Genomic DNA, 14,884 nt, shown 5'->3' with positions numbered 1-14,884 from the left:
ACTATGTTTGAACCTATGGAACTGACCAACGACGCGGTGATTAAAGTCATCGGCGTCGGTGGCGGCGGCGGTAATGCCGTTGAACACATGGTGCGCGAGCGCATTGAAGGTGTTGAATTCTTTGCAGTCAATACTGACGCCCAGGCGTTGCGTAAAACTGCTGTTGGCCAGACCATTCAGATCGGTAGCGGTATTACCAAAGGTCTGGGGGCGGGCGCAAACCCGGAAGTGGGTCGCAATGCGGCTGACGAAGATCGTGAAGCTCTGCGTGCAGCGCTTGACGGGGCAGACATGGTGTTTATCGCAGCAGGCATGGGTGGCGGTACCGGTACCGGTGCAGCGCCAGTGGTTGCTGAAGTCGCAAAAGATTTAGGTATTCTGACCGTTGCTGTCGTGACTAAGCCTTTCAACTTTGAAGGCAAGAAGCGTATGGCATTCGCGGAGCAGGGTATCACCGAGCTGTCCAAACATGTGGACTCTCTGATCACTATTCCGAACGACAAACTGCTGAAAGTGCTGGGACGCGGTATTTCCCTGCTGGACGCATTTGGCGCAGCAAACGACGTGCTGAAAGGCGCGGTACAGGGTATCGCAGAGCTGATAACCCGTCCTGGCCTGATGAACGTCGACTTTGCAGACGTACGCACCGTGATGTCCGAAATGGGCTATGCGATGATGGGCTCCGGCGTGGCGAGCGGTGAAGACCGTGCGGAAGAAGCGGCTGAAATGGCTATCTCTTCTCCGCTGCTGGAAGATATCGATCTGTCTGGCGCTCGCGGCGTACTGGTCAACATTACTGCGGGCTTCGATCTGCGTCTGGATGAGTTTGAAACCGTGGGTAACACCATCCGTGCATTTGCTTCGGATAATGCAACCGTGGTTATCGGTACGTCTCTTGACCCGGATATGAATGACGAACTGCGCGTTACCGTTGTTGCCACTGGAATTGGTATGGACAAACGTCCGGAAATCACCCTGGTCACCAATAAGCAGGTGCAGCAGCCAGTGATGGATCGCTACCAGCAGCACGGCATGGCGCCGTTGACGCAAGAGCAAAAACCGGTTGCTAAAGTGGTTAACGACAACACGCCGCAAACCACTAAAGAGCCGGATTATCTCGATATCCCTGCGTTCCTGCGCAAGCAAGCTGACTAAGAATTAGCTGGAATTTGGGTATCGTGGCTCTTTGTGCTAAACTGACCCGCCGAATGTATAGTACACTTCGGTTGGATAGGTAATTTGGCGAGATTATACGATGATCAAACAAAGGACACTTAAACGTATCGTTCAGGCGACTGGCGTCGGTTTACATACCGGCAAAAAAGTCACCCTGACATTACGACCTGCGCCGGCCAACACCGGGGTCATCTATCGTCGCACCGACTTGAATCCACCGGTAGATTTCCCGGCCGATGCCAAATCTGTGCGTGATACCATGCTCTGTACGTGTCTGGTTAATGAGCATGATGTACGGATTTCAACCGTTGAGCACCTTAACGCTGCTCTGGCGGGCCTGGGCATCGATAACATTGTTATCGAAGTCAATGCTCCGGAAATCCCGATCATGGATGGCAGTGCTGCTCCGTTCGTCTACCTGCTGCTTGATGCGGGTATTGAAGAACTGAAAAGCGCCAAGAAATTTGTACGCATCAAAGAGACTGTTCGTGTCGAAGATGGCGACAAGTGGGCTGAGTTCAAGCCGTACAATGGTTTTACGTTGGATTTCACCATCGACTTTAACCATCCGGCGATCGACTCCAGCACACAGCGCTATGCGATGAACTTCTCTGCTGACGCGTTCATGCGCCAGATCAGCCGTGCGCGTACTTTCGGCTTCATGCGTGATATCGAATATCTGCAGTCTCGTGGTTTGTGCCTGGGCGGCAGCTTCGATTGTGCCATCGTTGTTGACGATTATCGCGTATTGAACGAAGACGGCCTGCGTTTTGAAGATGAATTTGTTCGTCACAAAATGCTTGATGCTATCGGTGACTTGTTCATGTGTGGTCACAACATTATCGGTGCATTTACCGCGTATAAATCCGGTCATGCACTGAATAACAAACTGCTGCAGGCAGTCCTGGCTAAACAGGAAGCCTGGGAATTTGTGACCTTCCAGGACGACGCAGAACTGCCGTTGGCTTTCAAAGCGCCTTCGACTGTACTGGCATAACGACACACCCTGTCGCATAAATTCGACTGGTTAATCTGGCACTCTCTCCGGCCAGGTAAGCCAGTCGTTTTTTTTTGTAGCGCGCCCGTCATTTTTTCCGAAGCGATTTTTATGTGTTGCTGAATCGAAATGCAGCGCGTTCGCTGCTTTCTTAAGCATTTTTACCCTTAGCTTTTTGTCATTCCTGCTGTAGTACAGCGGTATTAGTGATAAGATTTGTGCGCAAAAATAACGTTTAGAAAGCATAAACCCGACGATCGGGCTTTTAAGGTGGCAATGACGTGAGTGGAATACTGACGCGCTGGCGACAGTTAGGCAGACGGTACTTCTGGCCGCATCTCTTATTGGGGATGGTCGCGGCGAGCTTTGGTCTGCCCGCTCTCAGTAACGCTGCCGAGCCGAATACGCCAGCAAAAGCGACAGCCAGCAACCACGATCAATCTGCGAAGGTAAACTTTAGCCAGCTTGCGTTGTTGGAAGCCACCAATCGTCGCCCGAATTTTACCGTCGATTACTGGCACCAACATGCAATTCGAACGGTTATTCGCCATCTTTCCTTCGCAATGGCGCCGCAAGCGCTGCCCGTTGCTGAAGAACCGTTACCGCTCCAGGCGCATCATCTTGCTTTACTGAATACGCTCAGCGCCATGCTGACTCAGGAAGGCCAGCCGCCTGCGATCGTGCGCCATCTGGCGTACGCCCATTTTACACCTCAGGCCGTATTTAACGTTTCCGTCTGGATTAGCCAGGCGCAGGGAATACGTGCCGGTCCTCAACGCCTCAGCTAACAACAAAAAAACCTTTAATTCATTTTTATGACTTCGCTTCGCGGGGCGTTTGAGATTTTATTATTATGCTAATCAAATTATTAACGAAAGTATTCGGTAGTCGTAACGATCGTACGTTGCGTCGCATGCGCAAAGTGGTCGGCGTGATTAATGCCATGGAACCGGAGATGGAAAAACTCTCCGATGACGAACTGAAAGCGAAAACAGCAGAGTTCCGTGCTCGTCTGGAAAAAGGTGAAAGCCTGGAAAGCCTGATTCCGGAAGCCTTTGCGGTTGTCCGCGAAGCCAGTAAACGTGTCTTCGGGATGCGCCACTTTGACGTTCAGTTGTTAGGCGGTATGGTCCTTAACGATCGCTGCATCGCGGAAATGCGTACCGGTGAAGGTAAAACGCTGACTGCAACGCTGCCTGCTTACCTGAACGCATTAAGCGGGAAAGGTGTGCATGTGGTGACCGTGAACGACTACCTGGCACAGCGTGACGCCGAAAATAACCGCCCACTGTTTGAATTCCTCGGCATGAGCGTCGGCATCAACATGTCTGGCCTGCCAGCTCCTGCAAAACGTGAAGCATACGCGGCGGACATCACTTACGGCACCAACAACGAATACGGCTTTGATTACCTGCGCGACAACATGGCGTTCAGCCCTGAAGAACGCGTTCAGCGTAAACTGCACTACGCGCTGGTGGATGAGGTGGACTCCATCCTGATCGATGAAGCACGTACGCCGCTTATCATTTCTGGTCCGGCTGAAGACAGCTCAGAAATGTATATGAAAGTGAACAAAATCATCCCGCGCCTGGTGCGCCAGGAGAAAGAAGACTCCGACACCTTCCAGGGTGAAGGCCATTTCTCCGTTGATGAAAAAGCCCGTCAGGTGAACCTAACTGAACGTGGTCTGGTACTGATTGAAGAACTGCTGGTGAATGAAGGCATCATGGACGAAGGTGAGTCGCTGTACTCTCCGGGCAACATTATGCTGATGCACCACGTCACCGCAGCGCTGCGCGCGCACGTGCTGTTCACCCGCGACGTCGACTACATCGTGAAAGACGGTGAAGTTATCATCGTTGACGAACACACCGGTCGTACCATGCAGGGGCGTCGCTGGTCTGACGGTTTGCACCAGGCCGTTGAAGCGAAAGAAGGCGTGGATATCCAGAACGAAAACCAGACGCTGGCCTCCATTACGTTCCAGAACTACTTCCGTCTGTACGAGAAACTGGCCGGTATGACCGGTACAGCAGATACCGAAGCATTTGAATTTAGCTCTATCTACAAGCTGGATACCGTTGTGGTTCCGACCAACCGTCCGATGATCCGTAAAGACATGCCGGACCTGGTCTACATGACGGAAGCGGAAAAAATTCAGGCGATTATTGAAGATATCAAAGAGCGTACTGCGAATGGTCAGCCGGTGCTGGTCGGTACGATCTCTATCGAGAAATCCGAAGTGGTTTCTAACGAGCTGGTGAAAGCCGGTATCAAACATAACGTTCTGAACGCCAAATTCCACGCCAACGAAGCGGCGATCGTTGCACAGGCGGGTTACCCGGCTGCAGTGACCATCGCGACTAACATGGCGGGTCGTGGTACCGATATCGTGCTGGGCGGTAGCTGGCAGGCGGAAGTGGCCGAGCTTGAAAATCCAACTCCGGAACAGATTGCGCAGATCAAAGCAGACTGGCAGGTGCGTCATGATGCGGTGCTGGCATCGGGCGGTTTGCACATCATTGGTACCGAGCGTCACGAATCTCGTCGTATCGATAACCAGCTTCGTGGCCGTTCTGGTCGTCAGGGTGACGCCGGTTCTTCCCGTTTCTACCTGTCGATGGAAGATGCGCTGATGCGTATCTTCGCCTCTGACCGTGTTTCAGGCATGATGCGCAAACTGGGCATGAAACCGGGCGAAGCCATTGAGCACCCGTGGGTAACTAAAGCGATTGCCAACGCACAGCGTAAAGTGGAAAGCCGTAACTTCGATATTCGTAAGCAACTGCTGGAATATGATGATGTGGCGAACGATCAGCGTCGCGCTATCTACAGCCAGCGTAATGAACTGCTGGATGTGAGTGACGTAAGCGAAACCATCAACAGCATCCGCGAAGATGTGTTCAAAGTCACCATCGATGCCTATATTCCGCCGCAGTCGCTGGAAGAGATGTGGGATGTTCCAGGGCTGCAGGAACGCCTGAAAAACGATTTTGATCTCGAGATGCCGATTTCAGAGTGGCTGGATAAAGAGCCTGAACTGCATGAAGAAACGCTGCGTGAACGTATTCTGGCGCATGCTATCGATGTGTACCAGCGCAAAGAAGAAGTGGTCGGTGCAGAAATGATGCGCCACTTCGAGAAGGGCGTTATGCTGCAAACACTCGATTCACTGTGGAAAGAGCACCTGGCGGCGATGGATTACTTGCGTCAGGGTATCCACCTGCGTGGCTATGCGCAGAAAGATCCGAAGCAGGAATATAAACGTGAATCTTTCGCCATGTTTGCCTCTATGCTGGAGTCACTGAAATACGAAGTGATCAGTACGCTGAGCAAAGTTCAGGTTCGCATGCCGGAAGAGGTTGAAGCCATGGAACAGCAGCGTCGTGAAGAAGCTGAACGTTTGGCGCAAATGCAACAACTGAGCCATAAAGGTGATGATTCCGCTGTGGCAGAAGAGCTGGCTGCGCAAACGGGCGATCGCAAAGTGGGTCGTAATGATCCATGCCCTTGCGGTTCCGGTAAAAAATACAAACAGTGCCATGGTCGTCTGAGCTAAGGTCTGAATAAAAACGATAAAGGCGCAGATATCTGCGCCTTTTTTATGGACGAGATAATATGAAAATACTGCAAATCGCGGTGGGCATTATTCGCAACGACGCGGGGGAGATCTTCATAACTCAACGCGCCGCAGATGCCCATATGGCGAATAAGCTGGAATTTCCTGGTGGGAAAATTGAATTGGGTGAAACGCCGGAACAGGCGCTGATTCGTGAGCTACAGGAAGAGGTAGGCATTACACCGCAAGGTGCGACGTTATTTGATACGCTGGAATATCAGTTCCCGGATCGGCATATCACCCTCTGGTTCTGGCTGGTCGAAAGCTGGGAAGGGGAGCCGTGGGGAAGGGAAGGACAACCCGGTCAGTGGATTGCACAGAGCGAGCTGGATGCGAAAGATTTTCCGCCGGCAAATGAACCCGTTATTACGAAGTTAAAGCAGAACATGTAGGCCACAGGCCGGATAAGGCGTAGCCTCCATCCGGCAAACAATGGCGGTACCCGCCCGACAGAACAGCAGCAGATTTACTGCTGTTCTTCGCTCCAGTCATCACTCTCTGACAGATCGCCAGAACTGGGAATGCGTTTTTCTTCGGCGGCCCATTCACCTAAATCGATCAACTGACAGCGTTTGGAACAGAACGGACGAAATGGACTGGCTTCGCTCCAGACAACATTTTTACCGCAGGTTGGGCAGTTTACGATGGTTTGTTCAGACATTTTCGCTCCTTAAACTCACTTCTTAACAACATGCCAGCTCAAAGTCCAGGCGTTCAGGAACCAGGCCATTTTCACTGTCCAGCGGCATAAAACGGATCGCAAAACGGCTCTTGTGCCCTGAAATTTGCGGATAAAGCTGTGAGTCCAGCGTCAGTTGCAGACGCAACAGATCCGCATCATCACCGTTATCCTGATAGAAACCATTCAGGCTGGTTTGCTTACGGAAAGGCGCGGAGTTACGGATCAGATCCAGGATCAACGTCAACGCCTGATTGAGTGGATTCAGGCTTGTAAGCCATGTTTCAACCTGGGCATCGCGTTGCGATTGCGGAAGATGCAGCCAGATGTGCAGCGTTGGCAGGTCAAAACTACAGCAGCCGCCTGGAATACTCAGGCGTTGGCGCACCAGAGCGACAAGGCGATCTTCACGCAGTTCCTGGCCAATTCGCGGCGCTGAAATCAAAATGCTGCCAGCCGTTTTTAATTGTTGGCGAAGGGCATCGATTCGACTTTGATCTACACCAGGCACTTCCATCCAGGCCTTAAGCTTACGCTGCTGGCGCTCAAGTTCTTTGAGAAGTTCTGTGCGCACTTCACCACGCTCAAACACGTCCAGCAAGTCGCCGATATTGCGGAAGAAATGCAGTGCCCCGGCATGATCTGCAATAGGGAGTTTGACGGAAAGTTGTTGAATCAGAAATTCAATGCGCAGCCATGTACGCATCTTCTCATTGAGAGGGTGTTCAAAAAGGACCTGGGTGTGCATTACGGTTTTTCCTGTGAGACAAACTGCGACGCAAGTTGCAAATAGCGCGCGTGCAGGCGTGCGACATCCGATGCAATGGCATCCGGTGCGCCGTTATTATCAATAACATCGTCCGCCACGGCAAGACGCGCTTCACGCGTCGCCTGGGCAGCCAGAATTTGTTCAACATGCTCACGCGTCACATCATCGCGTTGCATGGTTCTAAGGCGCTGTGTTTCCGGGGTGACATCAACCACCAGTACGCGATTGGCCTTTTTGTAGAGCGCGTTTTCAACCAGCAGCGGCACCACCCAAAGCACGTAAGGCGATGTGGTTTGCTGAAATTGCCGCTGAGTTTCCTGCTGGATGAGTGGGTGCAGCAAGCCATTTAGCCAGGACTTCTCTTCTGGGGCGGCAAATATGCGTTCGCGCAAAACTCGCCGCTGCAACGAACCGTCCGCAGCGATAACGTCTGAACCAAAATGTTCCGCAATCGCGTTAAGGGCGGGTTGGCCGGGTTCAACCACCTGGCGGGCAATAATATCTGCATCAATCACGTTTATTCCGAGGTCAGCAAATGCATTTGCAACGGTGCTTTTACCACTGCCGATGCCGCCCGTTAAGGCTACCGTATACCTCATATAATTTGATCCCGGGAAATTGATTTTGATAATCAAATGGTTAAAAGTTAAACATGCGAAGGCGAGGCTGTCGTGGGGGTTGCCCACTGTTCGCCAGGTAAATTTATGGGATTGTAGCGTAAAAAAAGAGAATTTCGCAGTCTTGCGAAGCCATGATTAGTGCGTATGATAGCGTCACTGGAGTTGTGCTCTCATTCTAATAGTCATTAACCCCAGGAATCCGCACATGCGTATCGAAGAAGATCTGAAGTTAGGTTTCAAAGACGTTCTTATCCGCCCTAAGCGTTCTACTCTCAAAAGTCGTTCCGATGTTGAACTGGAACGTGAATTTACCTTTAAACACTCAGGTCAGACCTGGTCTGGCGTCCCGGTTATTGCTGCGAATATGGACACCGTTGGTACATTTTCGATGGCTGCCGCTTTGGCTTCTTTCGGTATTCTGACCGCCGTTCACAAGCACTACTCCGTTGCAGACTGGAGCGCGTTTGTCAGTGAAGCATCTGCAGATGTCATTAAGCACGTGATGGTCTCTACCGGGACTTCTGATGCTGATTTTGAAAAAACGAATCAGATTCTGGCGCTGAATCCGGCACTGAACTTTATCTGTATTGATGTGGCAAACGGTTACTCTGAGCATTTCGTACAGTTTGTGGCAAAAGCGCGTGAAGCATGGCCAACAAAAACCATCTGTGCAGGTAATGTAGTCACCGGTGAAATGTGTGAAGAACTGGTTCTTTCCGGCGCGGATATCGTGAAGGTTGGGATTGGCCCTGGTTCTGTATGCACAACCCGAGTGAAAACTGGCGTGGGCTATCCGCAGCTTTCTGCTGTGATTGAATGTGCCGATGCAGCACACGGTCTGGGCGGCATGATTGTCAGCGATGGCGGTTGTACGATGCCAGGCGATGTTGCCAAAGCCTTTGGCGGTGGCGCAGACTTCGTGATGCTGGGCGGAATGCTGGCGGGTCACGAAGAAAGCGGCGGGAGAATTGTCGAAGAGAACGGCGAGAAGTTCATGCTGTTCTACGGTATGAGTTCAGAGTCTGCAATGACTCGCCACGTAGGTGGCGTTGCGCAGTACCGTGCTGCAGAGGGTAAAACCGTTAAGCTGCCGCTGCGTGGCCCGGTTGAAAACACCGCGCGTGATATCCTGGGCGGTTTGCGTTCTGCCTGTACTTATGTTGGGGCATCCCGTCTGAAAGAACTGACCAAGCGCACCACCTTTATTCGCGTTCAGGAACAAGAAAACCGCGTTTTCAATAGCCTGTAATCGCCTGTGCTGGCGCTGTATTCAGCGCCAGCCTCTCACTATCCTCCACTCATTGCATCCCCGAGATGGAAAATGGGCAAATACATTGCCACCACCAGCGTTCCTATAATTAACCCGGTTATCACCAACAGCGTGGGTTCCAGCAGTGCCGCCAGGTTATCTGCCAGGGAGAGCGTATTTTCACTGTGATGTCGGGCAAGGTTATGCAGCATCGTATCCAGCGAGCCAGAGGCTTCTCCTGTTCTCACCAGTTGCAGGCATAATGGACTAAATTCTCCGGCATTTTTGAACGCCAGCCAGATGGGGTGTCCTGCGGTAATGTCGTGCTGAATTTGCATCAGTCGTTGCGACCACCAGGGGCAAACGATCGTTTCTCTCACGCTCTCCAGCCCGTGTAAAAAAGTGATGCCCGCACTTTGCGTCAGCGCCAGAATGGTAAATATTTGAGTAAGCTTCTGTCCCCGCGCCAGACGACCAATCACCGGTGTTCGCAGTAGAAGACGCTGGCACACGATCTGCCAGGAAGGCTTTCGCCTTAGCAGCATATTTGCCACCGCTAACACGATGCAAAGCAATGCCAGTAGCCATCCCGAGGACGCTGTAAAATCAGCGAATGCCATCACCCCACGCGTCAGGGTGGGTAGCGGTGTATTGAACGTTTTATAGATGGCCGCAAATTCCGGCAGAACAAAGTGCAGTATAGCGATAACCACCAGTACCGCCATGGTTAAAATGATGATGGGATAGCGCAGCGCTTTTTTCACTTTTTCCGTAAGCTGTTGCTGCGCCTTTTGCTGGCGGGCCAGCTCAAAACAGCATTCATCAAGCTTACCCGTTAATTCCCCAGTACGAATCATCGCCTGATAGAGCGGGGGAAAGACATTAGACCATTGCGACAGCGCGCTGGAAAACGGTATTCCCTGTTCCAGGTCGTGCGCCAGAACGTGTAGTAATGCCCGCCATTGCCCACTGGGATGCTGCCCTGCAAGTAACGTCAGCCCTTCTGAAAGTGTCAATCCTGCTTTGAGGAGCGTTGCCAGTTGGTAGATAAGTTCTGCCGTTTTTTCTGCACGCCATTGGGCAGTTTTCACGCTTATGCGCCTGACTCGAAGCGGTGTAATTCGTTGTTGCGCCAGAGCCACAAGCAACAATACCCGGTTCTCAGCCCACAACGTGCCGTCGGCAGAGACGCCTTCGTTGTTAAGGCCCTGCCAACGCCAAAGTTGTTTAGCTGCCATGAGGCATACCCAGTATACGGATCAACTCTTCAAATGTCGTTAATCCTTGTTCAACGGCCTGGCAGCCATTGTCAAAAAGCGAACGCATACCGGCCTGCTGGGCATGGGATTCAAGCGTTTCAATGTCAGTTCCGGTAGCGATGAGTTGCCTGAGCGCTGGCGTGACGGGCAGGACTTCGAACAGTGCCGTTCGCCCGTAGAACCCATGGTGACAATGTTCGCAACCGGGCGCCTGCCAGCGCGGTAGCCACGTGGGCCATAGTGCAGCCGGGAGAGTTATGGAATCTCCGGTGGTATGCCGACAGTGCGGGCACAGTTTTCGCACCAGACGTTGGGCAACCACCAGCGTCAACGCTGAGGAAAGCATCCAACGCGCCACGCCCATTTGCTGCAAACGGACCAATGTTTCAATGGTTGAGTTGGTATGCAGCGTAGAGAGAACCAAATGGCCGGTTTGCGCTGCTTTAATGGCAATTTCTGCTGTTTCTCCGTCGCGGATTTCCCCAACCATGATGATATCGGGATCCTGGCGTAGCAACGCACGTAATACGCCCTGAAAGGTGAGACCCGCACGAGGGTGAATTTGTGTCTGGTTGAGACCTTCAATGGGGATCTCGACCGGATCTTCCACACTACAGAGGTTAAGGTCTGGCATGTTTCGTGTTTGCAGCGCGCTGTAGAGTGTGACTGTTTTTCCGCTCCCGGTCGGGCCTGTGACCAACACCAGTCCCTGCGGTTGCTGTAGCGCTTGCATGAATTCGGTTAACTGGGATTCCTGCATCCCCAGCATTTTTATGTCCAGCGCCTGATTGACCTGGTGTAGCAGGCGGAGCACCACTTTCTCTCCTCCCCGACAGGGAAGCGTGGCGATACGAAATGAGACTGTGCTACCGGTTAATTCGATGGTGAACTGCCCGTCCTGTGGGAGACGGTGTTCCGCGATGTCCAGATGACCCAGCACTTTGAGTCTTGCCGTCAGCGCCGTGCCCGTGTCTGACGAAATGTTCGGCAAGGCGTGTAACACGCCGTCCACGCGCAGTCTGATTCGGTAATGGTTTTCAGACGGTTCAATGTGAATATCAGAGGCGCGTTTTGCCAGTGCCGTCTGTAAGGTCTGATGCAGCAATCCAGCGGCAGTGGGGCTGTTTTCCGGGATAGCTGTCGACGGCGCTTGTTGGGGTTTGTGCAGATGACTTTCCATCTGTTGTTGGGTCCAGCACACGAGATCGATCCGTTTTTGCGTAGCGAACCGCAGCGCATCCAACAATCCCTGAGAGGGCGAGTCGATCACGGCGATATGGACAGTATCGCTATCCACATTGATGAGTACAGCCTGATGGCGCTGGCACAAGGCCTGGAGTTGTGCGTCTTTCATTATTTAACCTCAGTTGGCGTCAAAGCGAAAAACGTCTTCGCAGGCTTGCTGCAACGCACTGTCATTCTGAATCGCGCAAACGCGTGTCCAGCCAGTAATACCGTTAGCGTTATCCCAGCCAGGCGTCATGGTGACGCTCAGACCATTGAGGCTTTCTTGTCCGGTAAGGATGACGACGCCTTTCGCTACGCTCATTTCTGAGACATAGCGGGTGGTCGTGGGGGATGGAATACCATTGGTAGCGGCATTGCACGTATCCGTCCCGCCATGGTCCAGTGCGCACAGTTCCACCGCTGTGCGATAGGGGACGAAGGTTTGCAGCATGTCGGTCAGTGCCGCTTTACGCAGGTAGTTCTGATAAGCCGGGATACCAATTGCACTTAAAATGGCGATGATGCCAATGACGACCATCAATTCGATAAGCGTGAAGCCACGTTGCTTGTCCATTGTCTGCTCCTTGAGTTAGCTGGCGCTACTGTGGCAAACACAGGGCTCTGCATACGAGTGGCAAAAAGCAAAACGGGAAGGCGAGTTCAGGCGTATTTATGTTGGTTTCAAAGTCAGACAGAGCCTTTGCGAAGAGGCTCGAAGAAAATGCCGGATGGCGGCGTGAGCGCCTTATCCGGCATACAAAAGAAGCGAGGATGCCAGGCCCGATAAGCGAAGCGCCATCGAGCAATGCAATCAGCGATTAGCGAAAACGCATGGAGAGATCCAGTGCGCGTACGTGCTTGGTGAGTGCGCCTACGGAGATGAAATCGACACCCGTTTCGGCAAATTCACGCAGGGTTTCATGGGTCACATTACCCGAAACTTCCAGTCGCGCCTGACCGTTAGTGCGTTTAACTGCCTCGCGCATTTGTTCTGTTTCGAAATTGTCCAGCATGATGATATCCGCGCCCGCTTTCAGCGCGTCGTCCAACTCATCCAGATTTTCAACTTCGACCTCTACCGGAACATCCGGGTGCAGCCAGAACGCTTTTTCAACGGCCTGGCGTACGGAGCCGGAGGCAATAATGTGGTTCTCTTTGATCAAGAATGCGTCAGAAAGACCTAGCCGATGGTTCGCGCCGCCACCGCAGAGTACCGCGTATTTTAGCGCAGTACGCAGACCTGGCAGCGTTTTGCGTGTATCCAGCAATTGGGTGTTTGTGCCAGCAAGCAGATCGACATATTCGCGTACCACGCTGGCAACGCCAGAGAGCGTTTGAACAAAATTGAGCGCGGTGCGTTCACCCGTCAGCAAGATACGAGACGGGCCATCAAGTTCAAATAGCGGCTGGTTGGCTTTGATGCTGTCGCCATCTGCGACATGCCAGGTGAGGCTTACATCGTCGCCTGCCAGTTGAATAAAGACCTCTTCAACCCAGCGTTTGCCGCAAAATACGCCGTCTTCGCGTGTAATAACGATGGCGTGAGAACGTGTGTTCTCCGGCAAAAGTTGCGCGGTAATATCGTTACTGGCGTCAACTTCTCCGCCTAAATCTTCGCGCAGCGCCTGGGCAACAGCGGCAGGGATATCCAGATTTATGCGTTCCAACAGCGCGTCACGTCGGTAGTCAGGGTTATAGCGGCGAGGCGGCATGATAAAACTCCAATTGCTAACGAATCATAAGGTAGAAACATGCTACTCTGAACCGGATATCAGCACCACATTTAAGGAGATCTTGCATGTTGTTAGACAAGGGATGGCTGGCAGAGGCGCGACGTGTCCCCTCTCCGCATTTTGATTGCCGCCCGGACGACGAAATTCCTTCATTATTGGTGGTGCACAATATCAGCTTACCGCCCGGTGAGTTTGGTGGCCCCTGGATTGATGCATTATTCACAGGAACTCTGGATCCCGATGCCCACCCATTTTTTGCCGGGATTGCTCACCTGCGTGTTTCTGCCCATTGTCTGATTCGCCGCGATGGCGAAATCGTCCAGTATGTTCCTTTCGATAAGCGAGCATGGCATGCAGGCGTGTCGAACTATCACGGGCGTGAGCGCTGTAATGATTTTTCCATCGGTATTGAGCTGGAAGGTACAGACACGTTGGCCTATAGCGATGAGCAGTATCAGCAACTGGCCGCAGTGACGCGTACGCTAATCGCGCTTTACCCGGCAATAACCAACAACATGACCGGACATTGCGATATCGCGCCTGAGCGTAAAACCGATCCTGGCCCGTCGTTTGACTGGGCGAAGTTTCGCGCTCTGGTCACCCCCTCGTCGCACAAGGAGATGACATGACGCTGTTTACAACATTATTGGTGCTGATCGTTGAGCGCCTGTTTAAGCTGGGTGAACACTGGCACCTCGATCACCGGCTGGAGGCGTTTTTCCGCCGCATTAAGAATTTTTCGATGCTGCGAACGCTGGGAATGACGGCGATTGCGATGGGCATCACCTTTTTGCTGCTGCGCGCGCTGGAAGGTTTGCTGTTCAATGCCCCAACGCTTGCGGTCTGGATCCTGATCGGCCTGCTCTGTGTCGGCGCAGGTAAAGTGCGCCTGCATTATCACGCCTATCTGAATGCGGCTTCTCGCGATGACGCGCATGCGCGTGAGGCGATGGCCAACGAGTTGACGCTGATCCATGGCGTTCCACCGGAGTGCAATGAGCGCGAGTTTCTGCGTGAACTGCAAAATGCGCTGTTATGGATTAACTTTCGTTTCTATCTGGCGCCGCTGTTCTGGTTTATTGTCGGTGGTTCGTGGGGGCCTGTGACGCTCATTGGTTACGCCTTTTTACGCGCATGGCAATCCTGGCTGGCGCGTTATCAAAACCCGCATCAGCGTCTGCAATCGGGGGTTGATGCCATTCTGCATGTGGTGGACTGGATCCCTGTGCGTCTTGCCGGTGTGGTTTATGCCTTGTTGGGACACGGAGAGAAGGCGTTGCCAGCCTGGTTTGCTTCGCTGGCGGATCTGCGCACCTCGCAGTATCAGGTGCTGACGCGTCTGGCGCAGTTCTCACTGGCGCGGGAGTCACATACGGGCAAAGTAGAAACGCCGAAAGCCGCTGTTTCGATGGCGAAGAAAGCGTCGTTTGTGGTGGTGGTAGTGATAGCACTGCTGACGATTTATGGAACGCTGATTTAACGTTGTATCGCCGGATGAGGCTGCGCAATCCGGCCTACGGAAGAGTAGGTCCGGCAAGCGCAGCGCCACCGGGCGA

The 14,884-nt window shown here is 52.7% G+C and carries 15 protein-coding genes; 8 read left to right on the top strand and 7 right to left on the bottom strand.

What is annotated here, in order from left to right:
- Positions 1–3: 3 nt before the first annotated feature.
- The 5 genes from ftsZ to mutT all read left to right on the top strand — a co-directional run bounded on the left by ftsZ (position 4) and on the right by mutT (position 6,184).
- The gene (gene ftsZ / locus AC07UY_RS08995) at positions 4–1,155 is read left to right on the top strand and encodes a cell division protein FtsZ (protein WP_003018753.1); all 1,152 of its coding nucleotides are present in this window, start codon (positions 4–6) and stop codon (positions 1,153–1,155) included.
- A 100-nt stretch (positions 1,156–1,255) separates the two neighbouring features.
- A complete protein-coding gene (lpxC, locus tag AC07UY_RS08990; RefSeq protein WP_162381022.1) occupies positions 1,256–2,173 on the top strand; it encodes a UDP-3-O-acyl-N-acetylglucosamine deacetylase in 918 nt (305 codons plus the stop codon).
- A 281-nt stretch (positions 2,174–2,454) separates the two neighbouring features.
- Entirely contained in the window at positions 2,455–2,961 is a 507-nt protein-coding gene (gene secM / locus AC07UY_RS08985) for a secA translation cis-regulator SecM (protein ID WP_192611086.1), read from the top strand.
- A 65-nt stretch (positions 2,962–3,026) separates the two neighbouring features.
- Positions 3,027–5,732, top strand: coding sequence for a preprotein translocase subunit SecA (gene secA, locus AC07UY_RS08980; RefSeq protein ID WP_494660048.1), 2,706 nt, complete (start codon positions 3,027–3,029; stop codon positions 5,730–5,732).
- A gap of 59 nt (positions 5,733–5,791) precedes the next feature.
- A complete protein-coding gene (gene mutT / locus AC07UY_RS08975; protein ID WP_276292835.1) occupies positions 5,792–6,184 on the top strand; it encodes an 8-oxo-dGTP diphosphatase MutT in 393 nt (130 codons plus the stop codon).
- Positions 6,185–6,258: 74 nt separating this feature from the next.
- Here the strand turns inward: mutT and yacG are convergent, their stop codons facing one another.
- The 3 genes from yacG to coaE are packed head-to-tail and all read right to left on the bottom strand — an operon-like array spanning position 6,259 to position 7,839.
- The gene (yacG, locus tag AC07UY_RS08970) at positions 6,259–6,453 is read right to left on the bottom strand and encodes a DNA gyrase inhibitor YacG (RefSeq protein WP_276292834.1); all 195 of its coding nucleotides are present in this window, start codon (positions 6,451–6,453) and stop codon (positions 6,259–6,261) included.
- Between the two features lie 22 nt (positions 6,454–6,475).
- On the bottom strand, positions 6,476–7,219 hold the full coding sequence (zapD, locus tag AC07UY_RS08965) for a cell division protein ZapD (RefSeq protein WP_494660049.1): 744 nt from the start codon (positions 7,217–7,219) through the stop codon (positions 6,476–6,478).
- The gene (gene coaE, locus AC07UY_RS08960; RefSeq protein WP_494660050.1) at positions 7,219–7,839 is read right to left on the bottom strand and encodes a dephospho-CoA kinase; all 621 of its coding nucleotides are present in this window, start codon (positions 7,837–7,839) and stop codon (positions 7,219–7,221) included. The genes zapD and coaE overlap by 1 nt, the downstream gene beginning before the upstream one ends.
- Before the next feature lie 226 nt (positions 7,840–8,065).
- Between coaE and AC07UY_RS08955 the strand changes: the two genes are divergently transcribed.
- Positions 8,066–9,109, top strand: a complete 1,044-nt coding sequence (locus tag AC07UY_RS08955; RefSeq protein WP_494660051.1) for a GMP reductase — start codon at positions 8,066–8,068, stop codon at positions 9,107–9,109.
- A 38-nt stretch (positions 9,110–9,147) separates the two neighbouring features.
- Here the strand turns inward: AC07UY_RS08955 and hofC are convergent, their stop codons facing one another.
- From hofC to nadC, 4 genes are all read right to left on the bottom strand, one after another.
- On the bottom strand, positions 9,148–10,347 hold the full coding sequence (gene hofC / locus AC07UY_RS08950) for a protein transport protein HofC (protein ID WP_494660052.1): 1,200 nt from the start codon (positions 10,345–10,347) through the stop codon (positions 9,148–9,150).
- Positions 10,337–11,722, bottom strand: coding sequence for a type II secretion system protein GspE (gspE, locus tag AC07UY_RS08945; protein ID WP_494701089.1), 1,386 nt, complete (start codon positions 11,720–11,722; stop codon positions 10,337–10,339). The genes hofC and gspE overlap by 11 nt, the downstream gene beginning before the upstream one ends.
- Positions 11,723–11,731: 9 nt before the next feature.
- Positions 11,732–12,169, bottom strand: a complete 438-nt coding sequence (gene ppdD / locus AC07UY_RS08940; RefSeq protein WP_494701090.1) for a prepilin peptidase-dependent pilin — start codon at positions 12,167–12,169, stop codon at positions 11,732–11,734.
- A 244-nt stretch (positions 12,170–12,413) separates the two neighbouring features.
- A complete protein-coding gene (gene nadC, locus AC07UY_RS08935) occupies positions 12,414–13,307 on the bottom strand; it encodes a carboxylating nicotinate-nucleotide diphosphorylase (protein ID WP_494660054.1) in 894 nt (297 codons plus the stop codon).
- An 86-nt stretch (positions 13,308–13,393) separates the two neighbouring features.
- On the opposite strand from nadC, the gene ampD reads away from it, so the two are divergent.
- Complete coding sequence (gene ampD, locus AC07UY_RS08930) at positions 13,394–13,957, top strand: 1,6-anhydro-N-acetylmuramyl-L-alanine amidase AmpD (protein ID WP_192611097.1); 564 nt, start codon at positions 13,394–13,396, stop codon at positions 13,955–13,957.
- On the top strand, positions 13,954–14,808 hold the full coding sequence (gene ampE, locus AC07UY_RS08925; protein ID WP_494701091.1) for a beta-lactamase regulator AmpE: 855 nt from the start codon (positions 13,954–13,956) through the stop codon (positions 14,806–14,808). Before ampD ends, ampE begins: the two co-directional genes overlap by 4 nt.
- Positions 14,809–14,884 lie beyond the last annotated feature (76 nt).

Source organism: Citrobacter sp. GW821-FHT02E08 (assembly GCF_059421685.1).
This window is presented reverse-complemented; position numbering and strand designations above follow the sequence as displayed.

What these genes read in the sequence shown, in the direction of transcription:
- hofC (WP_494660052.1), bottom strand. Translation starts at nt 10,347, where the DNA reads ATGGCAGCTAAACAACTTTGGCGTTGGCAGGGCCTTAACAACGAAGGC.
- AC07UY_RS08955 (WP_494660051.1), top strand. Translation starts at nt 8,066, where the DNA reads ATGCGTATCGAAGAAGATCTGAAGTTAGGTTTCAAAGACGTTCTTATC.
- yacG (WP_276292834.1), bottom strand. Translation starts at nt 6,453, where the DNA reads ATGTCTGAACAAACCATCGTAAACTGCCCAACCTGCGGTAAAAATGTT.
- mutT (WP_276292835.1), top strand. Translation starts at nt 5,792, where the DNA reads ATGAAAATACTGCAAATCGCGGTGGGCATTATTCGCAACGACGCGGGG.
- gspE (WP_494701089.1), bottom strand. Translation starts at nt 11,722, where the DNA reads ATGAAAGACGCACAACTCCAGGCCTTGTGCCAGCGCCATCAGGCTGTA.
- nadC (WP_494660054.1), bottom strand. Translation starts at nt 13,307, where the DNA reads ATGCCGCCTCGCCGCTATAACCCTGACTACCGACGTGACGCGCTGTTG.
- ftsZ (WP_003018753.1), top strand. Translation starts at nt 4, where the DNA reads ATGTTTGAACCTATGGAACTGACCAACGACGCGGTGATTAAAGTCATC.
- ampE (WP_494701091.1), top strand. Translation starts at nt 13,954, where the DNA reads ATGACGCTGTTTACAACATTATTGGTGCTGATCGTTGAGCGCCTGTTT.
- ampD (WP_192611097.1), top strand. Translation starts at nt 13,394, where the DNA reads ATGTTGTTAGACAAGGGATGGCTGGCAGAGGCGCGACGTGTCCCCTCT.
- coaE (WP_494660050.1), bottom strand. Translation starts at nt 7,839, where the DNA reads ATGAGGTATACGGTAGCCTTAACGGGCGGCATCGGCAGTGGTAAAAGC.
- ppdD (WP_494701090.1), bottom strand. Translation starts at nt 12,169, where the DNA reads ATGGACAAGCAACGTGGCTTCACGCTTATCGAATTGATGGTCGTCATT.
- secA (WP_494660048.1), top strand. Translation starts at nt 3,027, where the DNA reads ATGCTAATCAAATTATTAACGAAAGTATTCGGTAGTCGTAACGATCGT.
- lpxC (WP_162381022.1), top strand. Translation starts at nt 1,256, where the DNA reads ATGATCAAACAAAGGACACTTAAACGTATCGTTCAGGCGACTGGCGTC.
- zapD (WP_494660049.1), bottom strand. Translation starts at nt 7,219, where the DNA reads ATGCACACCCAGGTCCTTTTTGAACACCCTCTCAATGAGAAGATGCGT.